The organism is Aeromonas sp. s13 (assembly GCF_040907905.1).
In the GTDB taxonomy this organism is placed as follows: domain Bacteria; phylum Pseudomonadota; class Gammaproteobacteria; order Enterobacterales; family Aeromonadaceae; genus Aeromonas; species Aeromonas veronii.
Genome location: NZ_JBFOCS010000007.1, coordinates 1 through 23286, shown reverse-complemented (window position 1 = coordinate 23286; position 23286 = coordinate 1). Strand labels below are relative to the sequence as shown.

14 protein-coding genes are annotated in these 23286 nt (G+C 61.3%); 4 read left to right on the top strand and 10 right to left on the bottom strand.

Annotated elements, in window-relative coordinates:
* Positions 1–2: 2 nt before the first annotated feature.
* Entirely contained in the window at positions 3–491 is a 489-nt protein-coding gene (locus AB5Y82_RS00915) for a YbaK/EbsC family protein (RefSeq protein WP_368173532.1), read from the top strand.
* Here AB5Y82_RS00915 and mdtD read toward each other — a convergent pair.
* Positions 463–1866 carry a multidrug transporter subunit MdtD gene (gene mdtD, locus AB5Y82_RS00910; RefSeq protein ID WP_368173531.1) on the bottom strand — a complete coding sequence of 468 codons (1404 nt, stop codon included), beginning with the start codon at positions 1864–1866 and terminating at the stop codon, positions 463–465. The genes AB5Y82_RS00915 and mdtD overlap by 29 nt on opposite strands.
* A gap of 11 nt (positions 1867–1877) precedes the next feature.
* On the bottom strand, positions 1878–2486 hold the full coding sequence (locus tag AB5Y82_RS00905; RefSeq protein WP_160880590.1) for a TetR/AcrR family transcriptional regulator: 609 nt from the start codon (positions 2484–2486) through the stop codon (positions 1878–1880).
* A gap of 90 nt (positions 2487–2576) precedes the next feature.
* Here AB5Y82_RS00905 and AB5Y82_RS00900 point away from each other — a divergent pair, with 90 nt between their 5' ends.
* Both AB5Y82_RS00900 and AB5Y82_RS00895 read left to right on the top strand, forming a co-directional pair.
* On the top strand, positions 2577–3677 hold the full coding sequence (locus AB5Y82_RS00900) for an efflux RND transporter periplasmic adaptor subunit (protein WP_231719979.1): 1101 nt from the start codon (positions 2577–2579) through the stop codon (positions 3675–3677).
* Entirely contained in the window at positions 3674–6781 is a 3108-nt protein-coding gene (locus AB5Y82_RS00895; RefSeq protein WP_368173530.1) for an efflux RND transporter permease subunit, read from the top strand. Before AB5Y82_RS00900 ends, AB5Y82_RS00895 begins: the two co-directional genes overlap by 4 nt.
* Here AB5Y82_RS00895 and AB5Y82_RS00890 read toward each other — a convergent pair.
* The 5 genes from AB5Y82_RS00890 to AB5Y82_RS00870 form a co-directional block, all read right to left on the bottom strand.
* Positions 6766–7893 (bottom strand): GTP-binding protein, encoded by a 1128-nt coding sequence (locus tag AB5Y82_RS00890; protein WP_368173529.1) that lies wholly within the window; start codon positions 7891–7893, stop codon positions 6766–6768. The genes AB5Y82_RS00895 and AB5Y82_RS00890 overlap by 16 nt on opposite strands.
* A gap of 9 nt (positions 7894–7902) precedes the next feature.
* Positions 7903–9297 (bottom strand): D-arabinono-1,4-lactone oxidase, encoded by a 1395-nt coding sequence (locus AB5Y82_RS00885; protein ID WP_111899851.1) that lies wholly within the window; start codon positions 9295–9297, stop codon positions 7903–7905.
* Positions 9298–9459: 162 nt separating this feature from the next.
* Positions 9460–11046 (bottom strand): EAL domain-containing protein, encoded by a 1587-nt coding sequence (locus AB5Y82_RS00880; RefSeq protein WP_088868335.1) that lies wholly within the window; start codon positions 11044–11046, stop codon positions 9460–9462.
* 280 nt (positions 11047–11326) lie between these two features.
* Positions 11327–13924 (bottom strand): bifunctional aconitate hydratase 2/2-methylisocitrate dehydratase, encoded by a 2598-nt coding sequence (gene acnB, locus AB5Y82_RS00875; RefSeq protein WP_005355080.1) that lies wholly within the window; start codon positions 13922–13924, stop codon positions 11327–11329.
* Between the two features lie 230 nt (positions 13925–14154).
* The gene (locus tag AB5Y82_RS00870; RefSeq protein ID WP_111899850.1) at positions 14155–16416 is read right to left on the bottom strand and encodes a patatin-like phospholipase family protein; all 2262 of its coding nucleotides are present in this window, start codon (positions 16414–16416) and stop codon (positions 14155–14157) included.
* A 234-nt stretch (positions 16417–16650) separates the two neighbouring features.
* Here AB5Y82_RS00870 and AB5Y82_RS00865 point away from each other — a divergent pair, with 234 nt between their 5' ends.
* Positions 16651–18561 carry a methyl-accepting chemotaxis protein gene (locus tag AB5Y82_RS00865; protein WP_159144443.1) on the top strand — a complete coding sequence of 637 codons (1911 nt, stop codon included), beginning with the start codon at positions 16651–16653 and terminating at the stop codon, positions 18559–18561.
* An 83-nt stretch (positions 18562–18644) separates the two neighbouring features.
* Here the strand turns inward: AB5Y82_RS00865 and AB5Y82_RS00860 are convergent, their stop codons facing one another.
* The 3 genes from AB5Y82_RS00860 to aceF form a co-directional block, all read right to left on the bottom strand.
* Positions 18645–19607: a sensor domain-containing diguanylate cyclase gene (locus tag AB5Y82_RS00860; RefSeq protein WP_368173528.1), complete on the bottom strand. Its 963-nt coding sequence runs from the start codon at positions 19605–19607 to the stop codon at positions 18645–18647.
* Between the two features lie 124 nt (positions 19608–19731).
* Positions 19732–21159 (bottom strand): dihydrolipoyl dehydrogenase, encoded by a 1428-nt coding sequence (lpdA, locus tag AB5Y82_RS00855; protein WP_005341659.1) that lies wholly within the window; start codon positions 21157–21159, stop codon positions 19732–19734.
* 148 nt (positions 21160–21307) lie between these two features.
* A complete protein-coding gene (gene aceF, locus AB5Y82_RS00850; RefSeq protein ID WP_159144445.1) occupies positions 21308–23197 on the bottom strand; it encodes a pyruvate dehydrogenase complex dihydrolipoyllysine-residue acetyltransferase in 1890 nt (629 codons plus the stop codon).
* Between the last annotated feature and the right edge of the window lie 89 nt (positions 23198–23286).

The window sequence follows — 23286 nt, the reverse complement described above, 5'->3', positions numbered from 1 at the left end:
AGATGCCACTCGATACCATTCACCATTTCAACTGCCAGCTGCTGGCCGCACTGCCCCACCAACGCTATGAGCACGAGCCCATCCTCGACTACGCCACCGACGAAAAGGTCAAGGCCCGCCTCGGCTGGCAGGCGGAGTTCAGCAAGACCCTGTTTCTCAAGTTCAAGGATGGCCGCTTCGCTCTGCTGCTGACTCACAGGGACGGGCGGCTCGACAACAAGGCGGTCAAGGCCGCGCTCGGCGCCAAACCCTCCATCTGCACCGCCGAAGAGATGCAGGCGGAGATTGGCTGCCTGCCGGGGGCGGTCTGCCCCTTCCTGCCCCGTGCCGATATTCCGCTACTGGTGGATCCGCAACTGCTCAACCACACCGCCTTCACCTGGACTCCGGGCCACCCGGAGCAGACCTTTCTGCTGGCGACCGAGCATCTGGCCGAAGTGTTGGCGCAGCTCCCCTGCGAGGTCAGCTATCTGCCCGCCCCGACGGCATAGCCCCATCGCGCGCCAGCTGGGCGAAGATCAGCGCCGCCAGCATGGAGAGCAACCCGACACAGAGGTAGGTAAGGTGGAACCCGGCCAGCCACTGGCCGTTGGCCGCTGAGGTACCCGCCGAGAAGAGCCCGAGCAGGCTGGCGGCAATCGCCACCCCCAAGCTCATGGAGAGCTGCATCACCACCGAGAGCAGGCCGTTGCCACTGCTGGCCAGGGTCGGGCTGAGATCTTGCAGCGTGAGAGTGTTCATGGCGGAGAACTGCAGCGAGTTGATGGCACCGAAGATCGCCAGCCACCCCAGCAAGACCCCGTAGGGGAGCTGGTTGTCGATAAAGTAGAAGCTGGCGATCATCGCCCCCAGCAGCAGGGTGTTGCCGATCAGAATGCGGCGATAGCCCACCTTCGGAATAAGCTTGTTCACCAGCGTCTTGGTCAGCATGGCGCCAATCACGGTGGGGATCATAGTCATCCCCGCCTTGCTCGGCGAGAAACCGAGCCCCAGCTGCAGAAACAGCGGGGTGAGGAAGGGCATGGCGCCGCTGCCGAGGCGGGCAAACAGGTTGCCCCAGATGCCGATGGCAAAGGTAGCGGTCTTGAACAGGTTCAGGCTAAAGAGCGGCTGCGGTGCATTGGCGGCATAGAGCCAGTAGCTCGCCATCGCCGCCAAGCCGAAGATCAGTGCAAACAGCGCCCAACCGGTAGAGATGCTGTGCTCCCCCAGCCCCTGCAAGCCGACCGACACCAGCACCATGCCAACGCTGAACATCACAAAGCCCTGCCAGTCGAACCGGGCGGTCTGCTGCCGCAGCTCCGGCATAAAGTGCCAACTGGCGATAAAGCCGAGCAGCCCCACCGGCAGGTTGATGAGAAACACCCAGTGCCAGCTCGCCACTTCCACCAGCCAGCCACCGAGTGCCGGCCCCATCAGCGGGCCGAGCAGCCCCGGGATGGTGACAAACGACATCACCCGCAGCAGCTCGTGCTTGTCATAGACCCGCAGCACCGCCAATCGTCCCACCGGCATCAGCAGCGCACCGCCAATCCCTTGCAACACCCGGGCGGCCACCAGCATGGAGAGGGAATTGGAGACGGCACAGGCGAGCGAGCCGAGGGTAAAGAGCGAGATGGCGGCCAGATAGATGCGACGGGTGCCGAATCTGTCAGCCAGCCAGCCGGAGGCCGGGATCAGCAGCGCCACCGTCAACATGTAGGCAATGATCACCGACTGCATCTGCAGCGGGCTCTCCCCCAACGTCTCGGCCATGCTGGGCAGGGCGGTATTGAGAATGGTGCCATCCAGCGCCTGCATAAAGAAACCGACCGCCGCCAGCAGGGGCAGCCACTTGCGCTGGGCATCTGTCACTGTGTGGCTCATTGCCACCTCCATTATTTTTGCGGGGGAGCGGCGGCGGTCAGAAAGAGATCGACACAACTCAGGGTCCAGGCATCCTGCTCGGCAGCGCTCTGGGTCAACGGCAGACCCAGCTCACGGAGCATGCGCTCCTTGCCCTGCCACATCAGCAACAGCTGCAAGGCGGCCTGTTCGCTGTCTTGATGGCACAGCAGGCCTTGCTGCTTTTGCTGCTCCAGCCAGTTGGACAGCATCTCGGTCACATAGAGCGGGCCCGCCTCGAAAAAAAGGGTGGCCAGCTGGGTATCGTTGCAGCTGATGCAGGTGCGAAAGATATTGATGGCATCATCGCTCAGGATCAACTTGCGAAAGCTGCGACCAAAGGAAATCAGACTCTCCCGCACATTGTTGCCACGCAGCAACACCTCCGGCATCAGCTCACTGCTGACGCACTTGCTGCCCACCGCTTCGGCAAACAGCGACTCCTTGTTGGCAAAATGGCTGTAGACCGTCTGCTTGGAGACGCCCGCTTCACTGGCCACCATGTCCATGCTGACCAGATGCAGACCGTGCTGACAGAAGAGCCGCCCGGCAGCATCGAGGATCGCAGCCCGCTTCTGCTGACTACGGGGTGAAATGTTCATTTTTCCTCCACAATCAAACTGGACAGTCTAGTTTTGAAAAACTAGACTCACCGGTGTGATTTGATGTTATGTCAACCAGAGGATGATGTCATGACACTTTGCTTAATCCTGCTGGCGCTGTTACTGAGTGGCTGCAGCCCGGTCACAGAGTCAGAAGAAACACCCGCCCTGACCCGGGTGATCGCCCAGCCGCTGCAAGCCAGCGATCACTACCCGGTGCTGCACCGTTTCAATGGCCGGGTGATCGCTCCCGAGCACAGCCAGATAGGCTTCGAGCTGGCAGGGCGGATCGCCACTCTGCACAAGGGACGCGGAGAGCCGGTCGCGGCTGGCGAACTGCTGGCCACACTGGACACCCGGCTGCTGGCAGTGGAAGCCAAAGAGCTGGCTGCCCGGGCCGCCCAGAACGAGGCCGAGCTGACCCTTGCCCGGCAGACGCTCGACCGACTCACCGCCCTGCGCCAGCAGCAGTTCAGCTCCCGTCAGGCGCTGGATGAACAGCAAGGCAAAGTCCGCATGCTGGAGGCAAGCGCCAACCAGCTGGCCGCCGCCCTCGAAGCCAACCGGGTCAAACAGGAGAAATCACAGCTGCGCGCCCCCTTCAACGGGATCGTAGTCAGCCGCGAGCAGGCATTGGGGGCCGTGGTGGCCGCAGGCCAGCCTCTCTTCTCCCTGACCCGCAGCGGCCAGTGGGAGGCCGATATCGGCGTGCCGGTGAAACAGGCCGAGACCCTGATCGTCGGCCAACACTACCCCCTGCAAAGCGGTGCGCAATCACTGGAGGGGCGCCTGCTTAATCTGGGGGTACAAGTGGACGGGCAGACTCACACCCGCACCGCCCGCTTTCAGCTGACCCGGGGCGGCGAACAACTGGCAGAAGGGCAACTGATCACCCTGTTGCATCAGACCCGCGAGCCTACCCGCGCCTACGAAGTACCGCTCACCGCGCTGACCCAGGGATTGCGCGGTAGCTGGACCCTCTATCTGCTCAACGACGAAACGCCACCCCGGGTGGTCAGTCGGGACGTCACTCTGCTGCAGCAAGATGGCGAGCGGGCCTGGATCAGTGGTGCCCTGAATGGACAAGAACAGCTGGTGACCGATGGCCTGCATAAACTGGTGCCGGGCCAGCAGGTCACCCTGACCACCAGCATGGATCATCAGGCAGGCCATCCGGAGCCACAGTCATGATCCGCCCGTTTATCGAGAATGGCCGCCTGCTGCTGTTGACGGTCGCGCTGCTGCTGACGGCCGCCCTTGCGGCATTGCAGACCCTGCCCAGAACCGAAGATCCCCAGCTCACCAGCCGTTTTGCCAGCGTGGTTACCCACTTCCCCGGGGCCAGCGCCGAGCGGGTGGAGGCGCTGGTGAGCGAGCCCATCGAGAACCGGCTGCGGGCCCAGAGCGAGATCAAGCTGATCGAGTCGAGCTCTCGCCCCGGTCTCTCCATCATCAATCTGGAGCTCAAGGATGAGGTCAGCGATGTCGAGCCCGTCTGGTCCAGAGTCCGTGACCGGCTGGCAGATCTTGCCGCCGGACTGCCAGCCGGCGCCAGTGCCCCCAAGCTGGATGATGAGAAAGGCTATCCCTTCACCCGGCTGGTCAATGTGGTCTGGCGCGGGCCGGGCCAGCCGCAGCTGGATCGCCTCGCCCGCTACAGCGCCGAGCTGGAACGCCGGGCTCGCCAGCTGCCGGGCACCGAATACGTCGAGCGGGTCGGGGCACCGCAGGAGGAGATCGAGGTGCGGTTCGATCCCCTCGCCCTCAGTGCCAGCGGCATGAGTGGCGAACAGCTTGCCCAGGCGCTGAGTGGTGCCGATGCCAAAGTGGCCGCCGGGGAGTTGCAGGGCAGCCACAATCGCTTTCAGGTAGAGATCCGCGGCGCCCTCGATACCCTGGAGCGGATCCGCCAGATCCCGCTGCGTACCGGCGAGCAGGGCCAGACCCTGCGCCTTGGCGATCTGGCCGAGGTAAGGCGTACCCTGCACCAGCCGGAGAGCCAGCTGGCCTTTGCCAATGGTGAACGGGCCGTGGTGGTCGGCCTGCGCATGGCACAGGATCACCGCATCGACCTCTGGTCGGCACGGGTCGATACCATGCTGGCCCAGCTGCAACAGGACTTGCCGGATAATATCGGCCTCGTCACCAGCTTCGATCAGCAGCGTTATACCGATCAGCGGCTCGATACCCTGCTCATCAACATTGTGCAGGGCTTCCTCATCATAGTGGCCGTGCTGCTGGTGACCTTGGGGGTCAAGGCTGCCATTATCGTGGCCCTGTCGCTGCCGCTTACCGTGGCATTCTCATTCGCCTGCATGAACCTGATCAATCTGCCCATTCACCAGATGTCGGTCACCGGTTTGGTGGTGGCGCTCGGGATCATGGTGGACAACGCCATCGTCATGGCGGATCGGGTGCAGTATCAGCGCCGCCACGGCATGGCCATGAGTGCCGCCGCACTGGAAGCCATCGGCCACCTCTGGCTGCCACTGCTGGGCTCCACCCTCACCACCATGCTCGCCTTTATGCCGATCATTCTGATGCCGGGCCCCGCAGGCGAGTTTGTCGGCGGCATCGCCTGGGCGGTGATCTGCTCGCTGCTGGGATCCTACCTCATCGCCCACACCCTGGTGGCTGGCCTTGCAGCTCGCTGGATTGGCAGTGATCAGGGGGGACGCTGGTATCAGGATGGCTTGCACCTGCCCCGGGTGAGCGCACGTTTCCAGCAGAGCATCGCCATGGCGCTTGCTCACCCCTGGCGGCCCCTGCTGCTGGTCAGTCTGCTGCCCCTGATCGGTTTCTGGGTGGCGGGCCGCCTCACCGAACAGTTCTTTCCCCCTGCCGACCGGGACATGATCCACATCGAGGCCAGCCTCTCTCCACAGGCGAGCCTGGCGCACACCCGCGAGCTGGCACTGGAGATCTCCGCCGAGCTGGCCAGCCTCCCCGAGCTGGTTCGTCAGGATTGGGTGGTGGGCGACAACGCACCCAGCTTCTACTACAACCTGGTGCCCAGAAAACAGGGGCGGGCCGATTACGCCCAGGGGATGATCACTCTGCAGGATGCCGATGCCGCCGAGCGGCTCATTCCACAACTGCAGCAGCGGCTCGATGCAACATTTCCCGAAGCGCAGATCCTGGTGCGCAAGCTGGAACAGGGGCCGCCTTTCAATGCCCCGGTCGAGCTGCGGCTGTTTGGCCCCGACCTTGAACAACTACACCGTCTGGGAGAGGAGCTGCGCAGTCTGCTCGCCAATACCCCGGCCGTGGTGCAGACCCGCGCCACCTTGCAGGCAGGGGCCCCCAAACTCTGGTTGCAGGTCGATGAGGAGGCCGCCCGACTGGCAGGCATGAGCCTGACCGATGTGGCCTCCCGGCTGGCGGGCGCACTGGATGGCAGGTTGGGCGGCACTGTGCTGGAAGGCACCGAGTCAATACCGGTACGGGTACGGCTGGCCGAGCCCTTGCGTCAGGATCCGGATGCGCTGCTCAATGTGCCGCTATCGCTCACCGGCACCGGCCAGCAAGAGGCAGCCAATCTCACCTTGCGGGCACTGGCCACTCCCGAGCTGCTGCCAAGCTGGGGGGAGATCAGCCGTCGGGATGGTGAGCGGGTCAATGTGCTGGAGGCCTATCTGGCGGTCGGCGTACTGCCGCAAACCGTGCTGGAGCAGGTCAAAGAGAGGCTGGCCGCCAAGGCGCTGGCGTTGCCGCCGGGCTATCGACTGGAGTTTGGCGGAGAAGCCGCCAAACGGGATGAATCGGTGGGTAATCTGATGGCCCATGTCAGCCTGGTCGCCGTGCTGCTGGTGGCCGTGCTGGTGCTCAGCTTCAACTCGTTCCGGCTGGCAGGCATCGTCACCCTGGTGGCGATCCAGTCGGCGGGGCTCGGGCTGCTGTGGGTCTGGCTACTGGGCTACCCCTTCGGGTTTACGGTGATCATCGCCCTGCTGGGACTGATGGGGCTGGCCATCAACGCCGCCATCGTCATTCTGGCCGAGCTGAGGGCAGACCCGCTGGCACAACAGGGCAATCTGCCGCAGATCCGTGACCTGGTGGCCGGTTGCAGCCGCCACATCGTCTCGACCACCATCACCACGGTGGGCGGCTTCATCCCGTTATTGCTGGGGGGCGGCGGCTTCTGGCCCCCCTTTGCCATCGCCATCGCCGGTGGCACAGCGCTGGCGACCCTGCTCTCGTTCTACTTTGTGCCGGTGGCGTTTGTGCTGTTCAACCGTCGCCGTCCTGACCCGATGCAGGAGAGCTGCAACGCGCAAGATCAGTTGTCGGGCTGACCCAGCATGGCTTTGAGCCGCTCTTCCAGAGTGGGCTCGGGGGCCTTGAGGGTCGCCATAAAGAGCTGCTCGATACCGGCCTTGTCCTGACTTTTCACGATAAACACCAGTCGGGACTGGGCCTTGCCCTCCGGCCAGTCGCCCAGCGCCTGCAGCGGATAGAGCTGGCCGTGGACACCGTGGATCACCACCGGCTGGCTCTCCCCTTCCAGCTGCAAGATCCCCTTGAGCCGCAGCAGGGCATCGCCGTATTGGGCCTGCACCGCATCGATGGCGGCCAGCAGGCGAGAGGGCTTGAGCGGCTCACCGATACGCAGGGAGAAACTTTCGATGTTGCCGTGCTCGAAGTGGGTGGGCGCAGCCGTGCCCACCTTAGCGGTGAACGGTTGCATCTTCGGTTGCATGGGTGACGCCAGCCCCTGCTTGGGGGATTCGGTGCGCAGCCAGGCCAGCAGCTGGCGCACATCGCGCCCTGCAGCTTCGTTGTAGGCGCCCAACTTCTCCAGCACTGCTGGCGACAGTTCGCCATTGGTCACCTGCTGGATCGGGGCCGCCGGGTTGAGTGCCGCCAGCTGGGCTTCGACCCGTGCTAGCTGCTCGTCATCCACCAGATCGCCCTTGCTCACTACCAGCAGATCCGCCAGCGCCACCTGCTTCACCGCCTCATATTGGGCTGCCAGCTGCTGCTCGATATGACCGGCATCCACCACGGTGACGGTGCCATCGAAGCGGTAGCGCTGGGCGATAAAGCCCTCTTCGCGCAGGGTAAATAGCACGGGGGCCGGATCTGCCAGACCAGTGGTCTCGATAATCAGCCGCTTGAACGGTTTGATCTTGCGCTGGATGGCCTTCATAAACAGCCCCTGCAACGCCTCCACCAAAGAGCCCTGCACCGAGCAGCAGATGCAGCCGGAGTCGAGCAGCATCACCTGCTCATCCACCTGTTGCACCAGATGGTGATCCAGCCCCACCGAGCCGAACTCGTTGATCAGCACGGCGCACTCGCCAAGCTCCGGCTGCTTGACCCAGTGGTTGAGCAAGGTGGTCTTGCCGCTGCCGAGAAAGCCGGTCAGCAGGGTCACGGGAATTCGAGTGTCTTGCATATCGGTCATGTCAGATCCTTACCGGTTGGCAAACAGGTCGCTGAGCCAGCGGTTTTCAAAGCGGCCGTGGGGGTCGAGCTCGGCTTTCAACGCAACAAAGTCGTTCCAGCGCGGCAGCAAGGCCGGGAAGTCGTAGAGATCCATCGCCAGATGCTTGCCGAAGTGGGGAATGCCACCGAGCGGCACCAGCAGTTGCTGCAGCTCGCGCATCTGCTCCATGGAGCCGTTGACGAAGGTGCCGTCCGCAGCCAGATAGACCAGAAAACCGATCCAGCAGACCGGCTGGCCATAAGCGGCGCTGAGCCAGGCCTCGGAAGGGCCAGTGCAGCGCAGGATAAAGGGGTAGTGCAACACGCCGGGGTTGGCCTGCTGCCACGCTTGCAGAGTCTCCAGCGCCTCGTTCATGCGATGCAGCGGCACCGCCACCTCACAGTTGATCTGAGGTGCCGGGATCCCCTTGCAGAGAATTTGGTAGACGTTGCCCACCAGATCGGAGGCATCCTTGAAGCGGCGTACTGTCTCGAAGTGCTCACCGGCCAGCGCCTCATCCTTGGTGTCTTTCGCCATCTTCTGCAAAGTGGCATCAATGGTGGCATTCATGCGGGCGTCGATATCGCCATCCAGCAGCAGCGGCTCGCTGCCACCGGCACGATAACGGGCAACCTCCTCCTCGGAGGCGGGATCCACCAGCCAGATGTGGCTTTCGCCGGTCCAGGCAAACCACCAGCTCTTCACAAAGCCGTGCTCGCGGTTGAGCCGCTCGTTGTGTTCCAGCAGGAAGGGGTAGTCGGTGGTGAACTTGGTGCAGCGCATAATGCGGTTGGACACGGTGCGCAGGGTGACGTCGAGCAGGATACCGAGCATCCCCATCCCCATCACGAAGGCCCCGAAGCGCGGGTCGGTGCGATCCACCCGGATGATGTCGCCATTGGCCAGCATCACCGTCATCGCCTCCACCGCATCGCAGAGGGCAGACTGGTGCAGCCCCTGACCGTGGGTGCCGGTGCTGAGGGCGCCGCCCAGGGTCTGGATGCCGATAACGCCCGGGGATGCGGGCAGCATCCGCTCCATGGCGATCAGCTCGGCATAAACGGTATCGAGGGGCGTCCCCGCCTGATATGTCACGGTATCGGCCGTTTTCGCCAGCTGGCCGCGCAGGTGGTGCAAGTCCACCAGCAGCGCCTGACTGCCCTCGGCATAGACGCTGTGAATGGGCTCGAAAGAGAGGCCGGAGCCGATAAGGCGCAGCTTGCGCTCGGGGTGTTCCCGCAGCAGTTGCTGCAGCTCGTCGCGGTTTTTCGGACGCCACACCTGATCCAGCGCCCCGAGGGGATTGGTTCTCGACCAGTTGAACAGCACCTCCCGATTACCGATCGCCTTGATGCTGTGAAATGCCTGGAACTGAACCGTCATACCGCGCCTCATCTTTTACTGACGTCAAAATGAGCGCCGATTCTACCGAAAAGTGAGCCACAAGGCATGGAAAACAAGCCCCTGCACTCGAGGGGGGATAGGGAGAGAGCACTCCCCTACCCTGCCAGACGGGAGCTTGGGCGCCCGTCTGTCACCGATAGATCAGGTGGCGTTCGGGATGCCTCGTACCCCATCTGGCTGGCGGGTCTGCGCCTCTTCTGGCAGCAGCTCCTCGCAGAACTGGCGCAGCGGCATGGGGCGGGCAAACAGGTATCCCTGCAGATAGTCGACCCCTTTGGCCCTGAGGTAGTCAGCCTGACGCTCGCTCTCCACCCCTTCCGCCACCAGCGCCAGACCGAGCCGGGTCGCCAGATCGATCACGTTATCCACGATATGTTCCGAGAGCGACTCGGTACCGATGCGGGCAATAAAGGATTTGTCGATCTTGAGGTAATCCACATGGAACTGCTGCAGGTAAGCCAGGCTGGAGTGGCCGGTACCAAAGTCGTCGATGGCGAGTTTGACCCCCATCTCGTCCAGCTGCCGGAACAGGGAGAGGGTCTGGGGATCTGACATCAGCAGCTCCCGCTCGGTCAGCTCCAGCACCAGTACCACCTTGCCGGGAACAAAGTGACCGAGGAAGGCGCGACACTCGGCCAGCAGGGCAAAATCGTGGCAATGGGCGGCGCTGATGTTGAAGCTGATATGAAACCCATCGGGCAACTGCTCCTGAGAGCGGTTCAACCTTGTCGCCACCTGCTTCATGATATGGGTGGTCATGGGGACGATCAGTCCCGACTCCTCCGCTTGCGGAATAAAGAGATCGGGCCGGATCACTCCTTCATTGACATGTTCCCAGCGCATCAGCACCTCGGCGCCCATCATCTTGCCGTCGTGGCTGGCAATCAGCGGCTGCAGATAGGGAACAAACTCCCTGGCCCGCAGGGCTCGTCGCAACTCATCTGTTGGCGAGCCGGGCCGCCCCAGCACCCACCACACCAGCCAGGCCAGCAAAAGCGAGGAAACCGCCAGCCACGACAGCGCCACATGCCGCGCGGCCCACAGCGACTTCCAGTAGACCGGCATGGCATAACCGGCATGGATGGTGAAAGGATAATGGGATGAGGTGAGGGCCTGGCTGATCCCGCGATGGAGGGTGGGCGCCTCGCTCAGATAGCGGCCCGACTCATTGAGCCAGGCAGACCCCACCTGCAGATAGAGCGCACTGGATTTTCCGCTCATGGAGAGCATGAAGCTGAGCTGGGTACTGTCGATGGCGCTCAAGGCGGCATCCTTGCCCTGCTCGGTGCGCACTACCAGCAGCGGGTGATTTTGCCGCACCCGGTTGCCACTCATCAGCAACAGCTTGCGGCCGGTGTAAATGGAGCCGTCATCGGCATCATTGGCCTCACCAAACAGCGAGGTGCAATTGATGATGCCGTTTCGCACCAGATTGACCGAACGCAGGAAGGGCTCGATGGCGACCTTCTTGCGCAGCACCAGCAGGTTGTCGCGACAGGGAGCATTCACCAGAGGCAGCACGGAGCGATTGGCCTGCTCCGCATGATCCAGCATCGACTCCATCAGGGTTCTAGCCTTGTGGGCCGAGGCGCTGGATTCCGCTTTCAGCTCCTGCACATAATTGCTGTGGATGAGCCAAGCTCCCACCAGCAGCGGCAGGGTAAAGACCAGCAAGGCACCGCCGAAGCGTAACCCGGTTCGGGAGAGATCGATCCTGAACAGAAACATAAAGAACCACGCCGCAATTCGTCAGGCCTGCCAACGCAAGCACCCAGTGAACAGATATCCACTTTCCCTCGATAACGATGCCTCATCATTACCGCACATAACCGAACAACATAACCCAAAGCGTTTATAAAACGAACCACCAAACAGGTGGTTGGATCTCTCTAGCAAGGATCGTGCAAACAATCTTCAAAAAAGACGGTGAATAACACACAAATAAATAATGCCGCGTAAATACGCGGCATTATTGGCTTCTTATTGCGCAAATCGCGCAAGAACTCCGTTAAACGGCTTGTTGCAGGATCACCGCATCGGCCTTCTTGGTGTAGGAGGCGATCTCGTTGAAGTTGAGGTAGCGGTAAGTATCTGCCGCAGTGGCATCGAGCGCCTTGGCGTACTGCAGGTACTCCGCCACGGTCGGGATCTTGCCGAGGATGGCGGCAACGGCGGCCAGCTCCGCAGAGGCCAGATAGACGTTGGCACCTTTACCCAGACGGTTCGGGAAGTTACGGGTGGAGGTGGAAACCACGGAGGCCCCTTCCGCTACCCGCGCCTGGTTGCCCATGCACAGGGAACAGCCCGGGATCTCGATGCGGGCACCGACGCGACCAAAGATGCCGTAGTAGCCCTCTTCGGTCAGCTGATCCTTGTCCATCTTGGTGGGTGGCGCGATCCACATGCGGGTCGGCAGCTCGCCCTGATACTTCTCGAGCAGTTTGCCGGCGGCACGGAAGTGACCGATGTTGGTCATGCAGGAACCGATGAACACTTCGTCGATCTTGTCGCCAGCCACGTCGCTTAGCAGACGGGCATCGTCCGGATCGTTCGGCGCACACAGGATCGGCTCCTTGATGGTGGCCAGATCGATCTCGATGATTTCGGCGTACTCGGCATCCTTGTCCGCTTCCATCAGGGTCGGGTTGGCCAGCCACTCTTCCATCCCCTTGATGCGACGGGTGATGGTGCGCACGTCGCCGTAACCTTCGGAGAGCATCCATTTCAGCATCACGATGTTGGACTTCAGGTACTCGATGATCGGCTCTTTATCCAGTTTGATGGTGCAACCGGCAGCGGAACGCTCGGCGCTGGCGTCCGCCAGTTCGAACGCCTGCTCTACCTTCAGGGTCGGCAGACCTTCGATCTCGAGGATACGGCCGGAGAAGATGTTCTTCTTGCCCGCTTTCTCGACGGTCAGCAGCCCTTTCTGGATGGCGGCGTAGGGGATGGCATGCACCAGATCACGCAGGGTGATGCCCGGCTGCAGCTCGCCCTTGAAGCGCACCAGCACAGATTCTGGCATATCCAGCGGCATCACGCCGGTAGCAGCGGCGAAAGCCACCAGACCGGAGCCCGCCGGGAAGGAGATACCGATGGGGAAACGGGTGTGGGAGTCACCACCGGTACCCACGGTATCCGGCAGCAGCATGCGGTTCAGCCAGGAGTGGATGACGCCGTCACCCGGACGCAAGCTCACACCGCCGCGGTTCATGATGAAGTCCGGCAGGGTATGGTGGGTCTGTACGTCGATGGGCTTGGGATAGGCGGCAGTGTGGCAGAAGGACTGCATGGTCAGATCGGCGGAGAAGCCGAGGCAGGCCAGATCTTTGAGCTCGTCACGGGTCATCGGGCCCGTGGTGTCCTGGGAGCCGACCGTGGTCATCTTGGGCTCGCAGTAAGTGCCCGGGCGAATGCCCTTCACGCCGCACGCCTTGCCCACCATCTTCTGGGCCAGGGTGAAGCCTTTACCGGTATCGGCCACCGGCTGCGGGCGACGGAACACGGTGGAAAACGGCAGACCCAGCGCCTCGCGGGCCTTGTCAGTCAGGCCGCGACCGATGATCAGCGGGATACGGCCACCGGCGCGCACTTCGTCGATCAGCACGTCGGTTTTCAGTTCAAACTGCGCCAGCACCTGTTCGGTGCCGTGTTTGCAGATCTTGCCGGCATAGGGGTAGATGTCGATCACATCGCCCATTTCCAGCTTGGAGACGTCCACTTCGATGGGCAGAGCGCCGGCATCTTCCATGGTGTTGAAGAAGATCGGGGCAATCTTGCCACCCAGACAGACACCGCCAGCGCGCTTGTTCGGCACGAACGGAATGTCGTCGCCCATGAACCAGAGCACGGAGTTGGTGGCGGATTTACGGGAAGAGCCGGTACCGACCACGTCACCCACATAAGCCAGCGGGAAGCCTTTCTCTTTCAGGGCATCGATGGTCTTGATGGGGCCGACGGCGCCATCCTTGTCCGGGGTAATGCCGGGACGGGCGTTCTTCAGCATCGCCAGGGCGTGCAGCGGAATATCCGGGCGGGACCAGGCGTCCGGTGCCGGAGAGAGGTCGTCGGTGTTGGTTTCGCCGGTCACCTTGAACACGGTGACAGTGATCTTCTCGGCCAGCTCCGGGCGGGAGAGGAACCACTCGGCATCAGCCCAGGATTGCATCACCTGTTTGGCGTGGACATTGCCCGCCTTGGCCTTCTCTTCCACGTCGTGGAAGGAGTCAAACATCAGCAGGGTGTGGGAGAGCCCCTTGGCGGCAAGCGGCGCCAGAGTGGCATGATCCAGCAGGTCGATCAGCGGTTGAATGTTGTAACCACCCTGCATGGTGCCCAGCAGCTCGACAGCTTCGGCGGCAGTCAGGATGGGAGAGTGGGCTTCGCCCTTGGCGACGGCGGTGAGGAAACCGGCTTTGACATAGGCCGCTTCATCAACACCGGGGGGAATACGGGAGGACAACAGCTCTTTCAGAAAGTCTTCTTCGCCAGCGGGCGGGTTCTTGAGCAGCTCAACCAGGGCGGCGACCTGCTCTGCATCCAGAGGTTTGGCAACCACGCCCTCGGCGGCACGTTCTGCGACGTGTTTACGGTATGTTTCAAGCACGACTAATTCCTCTTTGGTCTTTTTTTTGGGGTTCGCCCACGCTCGCGGCGATCGTCCTTGCGGGACACCCCGTAGGGTGCTCCCCACTATATAAGTTTTAACGACTAATTAAAATCCAAACCCTGTTTACTTATTCACCACAAAATCGTAACCAATTAAACAGACTGGTATTTTTTGAAAATTAATTGAACGCCCTCAACCAGAGTTAACAAATTGGCATCATTTCAGCATTATTCGAACGTACTGCCCAATTGCAGATAGAAGACGTCATTGCCCCCCTCCGCCATGCCGTAGCCGAGGAACACAGGGCCGAGGAAGCTCTCCACCCCGACATAAACCGACCCGGCGGTAAACGAGCTCTCCAGACTGATATCCTCACCCTTGTTCCAGACCCCGCCCTGCTCCAGAGATCCACCCAGATAGAGCGGCATCTTGAGGGCACCGAAGTCATTGTCTGCCACCCGATAGATGTAGCGCAGGCCACCAAACAGGCTGTAGCGACCACTCAGCTGGTAGCGCTGGAAACCGGAGAGGCGGAACAGCCCGCCCAGATCCTGAATATGCAGTGGCACCACCTCTTCACTGCCCGATCCACCCCCTTCGAGGATCAGGTTGAGGCTGTGCCTGTCCCATGACCAGGGCTTGATCATCGAAAGCTGATAATTCCAGCCTTCACTGCGGCCATCTGCCGACTCGAGTCCATCCACACTGACGTGGGAGTGGCCCAGTTTCATATCCCATTTCACCCCCTGATAGGGGAAATAGCGGCTATCCAGATTGTCGTGTTCAAAGCGGACATAGGGGCCCCACGCCGTGGCATCCATCTCCAGCCCCTTGAAGTTCTTCACATCAATCGTGCCCAGTTGTCCCTCCAGTCCCATCGACAACCGGCTCCAGGGCTGGCGGTTCCAGCCCACCGCCAGATCGCCGCTGAAGAAGGAGTATTCGGAGTCGAGATAGCTTATCGAAACCGTCTCGGGATCCGGATTGGGGAAAAACAGGCGGCGCAGGGTCTGGTCATAGGCCAGACTCGCCTCACCATAGAAGGTCTGGGAGGGTTCGAGCGGGGTATAGAAGTCGGTCTTGATATGTTTGGCCGTGCCCAGCGACGCCTCGGTCAGCCACTCGGCACCCCACTCGTTGACGTTGGTGAGGGTATAGGACATGCCGACGTTGTAGTTGGAGGTGTTCTCGAAGTCATCGGTGAAACCGAACTGGAAGTTGAGGTAGCCCGGCCCCCAGTTCTTCTCGCTGGCGTCCACCAGCAGCACATTCTCCCCGTCACGCTCCTCCACCTCGTAGGTGATGCGATCGAACGACTCAAGGGCATAGAGGCGGCGAATGCCCGCTTCCAGACTCTCGTTGGTCTGTACCTTGTCCGGCCGCACTTTCAGCATGGCGCGCACCGTCTCATCCGAGAGGCGCGACTTGTTGATGATCTCCACCTTGTCGATGAAGTAGGCGGGCTGACCGCTACGCTCGGCACGACGGCTCAGCTTCTGGTTGCGATAGGCGTTGTACTGCGCCTTGGTGAGCGACAGCTTATCGAGTTGCAACGACACCTTGTCAGCCGCCGTCTCACCGACCTTGATCCCCTCCGGCATCCGGGCAAAGTCGGCGATCCCCATATCGCCAAACTCGGGGGCGATCAAAATATCCTTCGGTCCCATCAGCGCCTTCTGCTTGTCGGTGCCCACCTGGGTCATGTAGGTGGTGAGCTGGTCAATCATCGCCAACCCTGACTTGAGGGACTCCCGGGTACGCAGCTTGGCACCGATATCCACCGCGATCACCACATCGGCCCCCATCGCCTTGGCGACATCCACCGGCATGTTGTTGACGCTGCCGCCGTCCGCCAGGATGTGCCCCTCCCACTCCACCGGCTTGAGGGCACCGGGAATGGACATGGAGGCCTGCATCGCCCTGGCAAGGCTGCCGTGATCCAGCACAAAGGGGGTGACCGTCTCCATGTCGGTCGCCATGGCGCGATAGGGAATGGGGAGATCATCGAAGCTCTCCTGCACCGGCAGGTTGGAGGTGGCCCCCCGCAGCAGGCTGGCCATGGATTGGCCCTGGAAGAAACCGTCCGGCAACTGGGTGGTATCGCCATTCACCCCGATGTCGGTGCGCAGCTGATACTGTTCGTTCTGCTGCTTTTTACGCAACGACAGCTCGTCGCGGCCAACCTTGTCCTGATACCCCTTGTTCCAGTCGATGGCCAAGGTGGTGCGCTCCACCTCCTCGGCACTGAGCCCCATGGCATACATCCCCGCCACATAAGAGCCCATGCTGGTGCCGACTATGATGTCGACCGGAATCCGTTTCTGCTCCAGCACCTTGAGAATGCCGATATGGGCCGAGCCCTTGGCGCCGCCGCCACTGAGCACCACCGCAATCTTCGGGCGCTCCCCCTGTGCCGCCACAGCCAGCAGCGGGCAGGCCGCCAGCATCACCAAAAGCAGACGGGTCCATCCCGCACCTAAGCTGCGCATCATATTTTCCATATTATTCAGAGGGTCAGTCACCAAGGATGGCCTCTACTATAAGGGGCCCGGCAGTTAGCGCAACCGTCAATCCGCATCCCGCGAGTGCAGCATGGCGAAGGGGCGAGTCGCCGCCCCTGTGAGCGCAAACGTAATCCGCAAATAAAGGGCTGCAAGCCTCATGGGTAGCGCCGCGCTGCCGCTAATATGAGCGTCGTCAATCTCAACCTTTTGAGCACCTTTATGCTGGCAACCCTCACTCTTAAACAGAAAATACTGGCCACGGTCACCCTGGCCGTGGTCGTCTCCTGCCTGCTGGTAGGCTACTTCAGCCAACGCTCGGCCCAGCAACTGATCGAAAACCGGATGTTCGAGCAGGAGCTCCCCAACCTGACCCAGCGGATCAGCAAGGAGATTGAACAGGATCTCCACGGCATTGCCCAGGCCGCACGCCAACTGGCCACCGACCGCTTCATCCTCGACTGGGTGGATCGGGGCATGCCCAAAGAGCAGGAGCCAATCCTCATCAACCAGCTCAAGGATGTGGCCAACCAGTATGGTCTGGTGACCGCCTCCTTCGCCGATCGCCAGAGTGCAGCCTACTACAACCAGGATGGCTTTCTGCGCAACCTGACCCCCACGCAAGATGCCTGGTTCTATGACTACACCAAGAGCCAGAAGGAGATGACCCTCAGTATCTTCCGCGAGAGCAACGGCGAGGTGAAGCTGTTCGTCAACTTCCAGCAGCTCAACGGGCGCGGGCTGGCCGGCTTTGCCAAATCCCTCGACACCATGGTGACCATGGTCTCCAACTTCCGGCTGGAAGAGAGCGGCATCGTCTTTATGGTCGATGGCAGCGGCAAAGTGAAACTGCACCCCGAGGCCAACCGCATCGAGCGTGACACGCTTGGCAACATTGCCAGCGGAGATACCGGCAGCCTGCTGGCCAAACGCCCCTTTGCCGTTATCAACGCCAAGGTAAATGGTGAGCCCATGGTACTGGCCAGCAGCTATATCCCGCTGCTCGACTGGTATCTGGTGGCCCAGGTGCCAGAAGCCGAGATCTATGCCGAGCTGGATCAGACCCGCAACGAGATCCTGATGATCTCGCTGGTGATTGCGCTGGCTATGGGTCTGATTGGGATGCTGCTGGCAGGCTCGGTCAGCCGCCCGCTTAACGAGTTGGCCCGCCTGTTCAAAGAGCTGGGCAGCGGCGATGGGGATCTCACCCAGCGCCTGAAAGTGGAAGGACGTGACGAACTGAGTCAGGTCGCCACCGGTTTCAACAACTTCGTCGCCAAGATCCACGGCTCCATCGAGCAGGTGGCGGAGAACTCCCGCCAGCTCGCGGCCACCGCCAACGAGGTGGCCAACAAGGCGCAGCTGACCCAGCATAACTGTACTGCCCAGCGTGACCGCACCGTGCAGGTGGCCACCGCCATCCATGAAATGGGGGCCACGGTGAGCGAGATCGCAGGTAACGCCTCGCTGGCAGCCGAAGTAGCCAGACAGGCCAACGATCAGGCCGATGCAGGAGCGGTAGTGGTGGCGCAGGCACGCCACGGCATCGTCGACCTCTCCGGTGAGATTGAGCAGGTGGCAGGGGTTATCGAGTCGCTGGCGAGCCAGACCGACTCCATCGGCAGTATCCTTGAAACCATCCGCAGCATCTCGGAGCAGACCAACCTGCTGGCATTGAACGCCGCCATCGAGGCCGCTCGCGCCGGTGAACAGGGTCGCGGTTTCGCCGTGGTGGCAGATGAGGTGCGCAATCTGGCCAACCGCTCCGCCGCCTCGACCGCCGAGATCCAGGGGATGATCAACCGCTTGCAGGAGCAGAGTGCCCGCGCTGTCAGCGCCATGGCACAGGGGCGCGACCAGAGTCTGGAGGTGGTGAGCCAGGCCGATGAGGCCAACGCCGCCCTCGGCCAGATCACCGCCCACATCACCCAGATCAACGACATGAACATCCAGGTCGCCACCGCCACCGAGGAGCAGTCCAGCGTGGTCGGCGAGATCAACCGCAACGTGGAAGACATCAACCAGCTCACCATGGAGACCGCCGATATCGCCCACCAGCTGACCGAATCGAGCCGCAGCCTGCAGCAGCTCTCCGGTCAGCTCGACAAGCTGGTTGGCAACTTCCGACTCTGACCCCGACCTTGACCTGAGTCATCAACAACAGAGAGCCCGTGGCGCTCTCTGTTGTTTTGGTGGCGGCTAATCCGGCATAGCAGTCAGCCCTTGCCATCACGTTTGCGCTGATACATCAGCTCATCCGCGCGGGTGAGCAGCTCGGCCAGAGAGGCACAACCGCGCCCGTCATAGCAGACAATTCCGGTGCTGCAGGTCAGTGCATAACCGCAACCACTGTGCTGATTGTGCTCGGCCAAAATGGCATTGAAACGCTCATAGGCCAGTTGCGCCTGCGCCTCTACCACATTGGGCAACAGGACGGCAAACTCATCGCCGCCCATGCGGGCAAACACGTCGGCGCCACGAAAAGCCTGCTTGAGCAGAGTGGCAAAGGCGATCAGGGCCCGATCCCCTTCTGCATGCCCCCACCGATCGTTGATCCCCTTGAAGCCATTGAGATCCAGATAGAGCAGCGCCAGTGGCATCTGCAAACGACTGGCCAGCGAGAGGCTCTTCTCCGCCAGCATCACGAACCCGCGCCGATTGGAGATCAGAGTCAACTCATCAATGGTGGCCAGCTGCACCGCTTCGAGCTCCCGCACCACCATCGCCGCCAGATCCTTGAGCAGCCCCACATCCTCGTCGCTCAATTCCCGCGGCACCGTATCTATGATGCAGAGCGTCCCCAGTTTGCAACCGTTGGCGATCCGCAGTGGCTGTCCGGCATAGAAGCGGATGCCGGGCCCACCCACCACCAGCGGATTGTCGGCAAAGCGGGGATCCTGCGAAGCATCCGGCACGATAAAGGTCTCATTGCCCATGATGGCGTGGCCACAGAACGAGATGTCCCGGGCGGTCTCACGGACCTCCAGTCCGATACAGGATTTGAACCACTGACGATCTTCATCCACCAGACTCACCAGCGCGATGGGGACATTGAACACCCGTCGGGCCATGCGGGTCAGCCGGTCAAACCGATCCTCAGCCTCGGAATCGAGCAAAGAGAGCCGCCGCAGGGTCTCCAACCGCAATGCCTCATCGGGTGGAATGGGTGCTTCTAGCATCGTACCTCTCTCATCAGTGCCAAAACCTATCTTTAGCATATTGGGCTTTGTCGAAGTCGGGGCTGCAAGGAGAAAACAAAAAGCCGCTCATTCGAGCGGCTTTTTAGACAAGCGGGGAAGAAAATTACTTTTTCTTCTTGGCCTTGGCGTTCGGCAGGTCGGTGATGGAGCCTTCGAACACTTCGGCAGCCAGACCCACGGACTCGTGCAGAGTCGGGTGAGCGTGGATGGTCAGCGCGATATCTTCGGCGTCAGCACCCATCTCGATGGCCAGACCGATTTCACCCAGCAGTTCACCACCGTTGGTACCCACGATGGCACCACCGATGACGCGGCCGCTCTCCTTGTCGAAGATCAGCTTGGTCATACCGTCGGAGCAGTCGGACGCGATGGCGCGACCGGAAGCAGCCCACGGGAAGGTGGCGACTTCGAAGTTCAGGCCCTGTTGCTTGGCTTCCTTCTCGGTCAGACCAACCCAGGCCATCTCTGGCTCGGTGTAGGCGATGGACGGGATCACTTTCGGGTCGAAGTAGTGCTTCTTGCCGGCGATCACTTCGGCGGCAACGTGACCTTCGTGAACACCTTTGTGTGCCAGCATCGGCTGGCCAACGATGTCACCGATGGCGTGGATGTGCGCCACGTTGGTACGCAGCTGCTTGTCCACTTCGATGAAACCGCGCTCGGTCACGGCAACGCCAGCTTTCTCGGCATCCAGCATCTTGCCGTTCGGCACACGACCTACCGCAACCAGCACGTTGTCGTAACGAACCGGCTCGGCCGGAGCGTGCTTGCCTTCATAGGAGACGTACAGGCCGTCTTCGCGCGCTTCAACTGCGGTGACCTTGGTCTCCAGCATGATGTTGAATTTCTTGGCCACACGCTTGGTGTAGATCTTGACGATGTCTTTGTCGGCAGCCGGAACCAGCTGGTCGGCAAATTCCACCACGTCGATCTCGGAACCCAGAGAGGAGTAAACGGTACCCATCTCCAGACCGATGATGCCGCCACCGATAACCAGCAGTTTGCCGGGAACGGTTTTCAGCTCCAGCGCATCGGTAGAGTCCCATACGCGGGGATCATCGTGCGGGATAAACGGCAGTTTCACCGGACGGGAACCGGCCGCGATGATGGCGTTGTCGAAGGTCACGGTAGTCTTGCCGTCTTCCCCGGTCACTTCGAGCGTGTTCGGGCCGGTAAATTTACCCAAGCCGTTAACAACCTGAACTTTACGCATCTTGGCCATGCCAGCCAGACCGCCGGTCAGCTGGTTGATAACCTTCTCTTTCCACAGACGGATCTTGTCGATGTCGGTCTGCGGTGCACCGAAGACGATGCCGTGCTCGGCCAGCGCCTTGGCTTCTTCAATCACTTTGGCAACGTGCAGCAGCGCCTTGGAGGGGATGCAGCCCACGTTCAGGCAGACGCCACCCAGGGTGGAGTAACGCTCGACGATAATAGTATCCAGACCCAGATCGGCTGCACGGAAAGCAGCGGAATAACCGGCAGGGCCAGCACCCAGTACTACGACCTGGGTTTTGATTTCTTTACTCATCATGACCTCTTTGTCGTTCTTATATCCCCGGACAGCGCAGTCTTATACCGAAACGGGTGGCTGCAGCCGTGAAAAAAACGGGGCAAGTTTACGATCATGTTAATGAAATGAGAAGTAAAAAGGGCAGGCTCTGGGCCCGCCCTCTCACTTACAGGACCAGTCGACGAATGTCGGACAGCACGCCGTTCATGGTGGTGATGAAGCGAGCCCCATCAGCACCATCGATCACGCGGTGGTCGTAGCTCAGAGCCAGCGGCAGCATCAGGCGCGGCGCGAACTCTTTACCGTTCCACTTCGGCTTCATCTCGGACTTGGAAACACCGAGGATGGCCACTTCCGGCGCGTTGACGATCGGGGTAAAGCTGGTACCGCCGATGCCACCCAGGCTGGAGATGGTGAAGCAACCGCCCTGCATGTCGGCAGCGGTCAGCTTGCCGGCACGGGCCTTCTTGGAGATCTCGGCCAGATCGCGAGACAGCTCCATGATGCCCTTCTTGTTAACATCGCGCACCACGGGCACAACCAGACCGTTGGGGGTATCTACCGCCACACCGATGTGGATGTACTTCTTCATGATCAGCTTACTGCCATCTTCGGACAGGGAGCTGCAGAAGCGCGGGTGAGCTTCCAGTGCTTTGGCGGCGGCTTTCAGGATGAACACCAGCGGGGTGATCTTCACGTCTGCCTTCTGCTTCTCGAGCATCGCGTTCTGCTCTTTGCGGAACGCTTCCAGCTCGGTGGTATCGGCTTCGTCGAACTGGGTGACATGAGGGATCATGACCCAGTTGCGGTGCAGGTTCGGACCGGAGATCTTCTGGATGCGGGTCAGCTCGACCTCTTCCACATCACCAAACTTGCTGAAGTCTACTTTCGGCCACGGCAGAACGCCCAGACCGTTGCCACCGGCTACGCCCGCAGAGGCAGGAGCGGACTCGGCACGCTTGATGGCATCCTTCACGTAGGCTTGCACGTCTTCTTTGACGATGCGGCCCTTGCGACCGGAGGCTTTCACCTTGGCCAGGTTGACACCGAACTCGCGCGCCAGACGGCGTACCGCCGGAGAGGCGTGTACATAAGCGTCGTTGGCAACGAAATCGGTCGCAGCGGCAGCAGCCTGGGCAACCGGAGCCGGAGCAGCGGCAACAGGGGCTGCAGCGACCGGGGCGGCAGCTTGAGCAACCGGCGCGGCGGCAGGAGCTGCGCCAGCCACTTCGAATACCATGATCAGGGAGCCGGTAGAGACCTTGTCACCCGCCTTCACCTTGATCTCTTTGACCACACCGGCGAACGGCGCAGGCACTTCCATGGAGGCCTTGTCACCTTCCACGGCGATAAGGGACTGGTCGGCTTCAACCTTGTCACCCACCGCAACCATGATCTCGGTGACTTCCACTTCGTCGCCACCGATATCCGGTACGTTGACCTCTTTGGCTGCGGCGGCAACCGGGGCAGCAGCCACGGGCGTGGCAGCTTGAGCCGGAGCAGCAACAGCAGCAGGCGCAGCGCCAGCCACTTCAAATACCATCACCAGAGAGCCGGTAGAGACCTTGGCACCAGCGGCAACCTTGATCTCGACTACGCGACCAGCGAACGGAGCCGGTACTTCCATGGAGGCCTTGTCACCTTCCACGGCAATGATGGACTGGTCAGCTTCTACCATGTCGCCCACGGCAACCATGATTTCAGTCACGTCCACTTCGTCGTCACCGATGTCCGGTACGTGCACATCTTTGCGCACGGCAGCGGCAGGTGCGGCGGCCGGAACAGCAGCAACCGGTGCAGCGACTTCCGCAGGGGCGGCAGCGCCTTCGGCTTCAAAGATCATGATCTGGGAACCGGTGGCAACCTTGTCGCCCACCTTGATCAGGATCTCTTTAACGATACCGGCAGACGGAGCCGGTACTTCCATGGAGGCCTTGTCGCCTTCTACCGCGATGATGGACTGGTCCAGCTCGACCTTGTCACCCACGGCCACCATGATCTCGGTGACTTCAACTTCATCGGCGCCGATATCCGGCACCATAATCTGTTTGGACATTGTGCTTTATCCTCTTGCGTCGATCCGCGTGACTGGCTGATGCCGCCACGCACATCTCGCGTTAACCGTTTTAAATCCTGGCAGGGTCG

Bases quoted from the DNA above. Each gene is read 5' to 3' on its own strand.
- AB5Y82_RS00905 (WP_160880590.1), bottom strand. From the start codon at position 2,486: ATGAACATTTCACCCCGTAGTCAGCAGAAGCGGGCTGCGATCCTCGAT.
- aceF (WP_159144445.1), bottom strand. From the start codon at position 23,197: ATGTCCAAACAGATTATGGTGCCGGATATCGGCGCCGATGAAGTTGAA.
- lpdA (WP_005341659.1), bottom strand. From the start codon at position 21,159: ATGAGTAAAGAAATCAAAACCCAGGTCGTAGTACTGGGTGCTGGCCCT.
- AB5Y82_RS00865 (WP_159144443.1), top strand. From the start codon at position 16,651: ATGCTGGCAACCCTCACTCTTAAACAGAAAATACTGGCCACGGTCACC.
- AB5Y82_RS00870 (WP_111899850.1), bottom strand. From the start codon at position 16,416: ATGCGCAGCTTAGGTGCGGGATGGACCCGTCTGCTTTTGGTGATGCTG.
- AB5Y82_RS00895 (WP_368173530.1), top strand. From the start codon at position 3,674: ATGATCCGCCCGTTTATCGAGAATGGCCGCCTGCTGCTGTTGACGGTC.
- AB5Y82_RS00885 (WP_111899851.1), bottom strand. From the start codon at position 9,297: ATGACGGTTCAGTTCCAGGCATTTCACAGCATCAAGGCGATCGGTAAT.
- AB5Y82_RS00915 (WP_368173532.1), top strand. From the start codon at position 3: ATGCCACTCGATACCATTCACCATTTCAACTGCCAGCTGCTGGCCGCA.
- AB5Y82_RS00880 (WP_088868335.1), bottom strand. From the start codon at position 11,046: ATGTTTCTGTTCAGGATCGATCTCTCCCGAACCGGGTTACGCTTCGGC.
- AB5Y82_RS00860 (WP_368173528.1), bottom strand. From the start codon at position 19,607: ATGCTAGAAGCACCCATTCCACCCGATGAGGCATTGCGGTTGGAGACC.
- AB5Y82_RS00900 (WP_231719979.1), top strand. From the start codon at position 2,577: ATGACACTTTGCTTAATCCTGCTGGCGCTGTTACTGAGTGGCTGCAGC.
- AB5Y82_RS00890 (WP_368173529.1), bottom strand. From the start codon at position 7,893: ATGACCGATATGCAAGACACTCGAATTCCCGTGACCCTGCTGACCGGC.
- mdtD (WP_368173531.1), bottom strand. From the start codon at position 1,866: ATGAGCCACACAGTGACAGATGCCCAGCGCAAGTGGCTGCCCCTGCTG.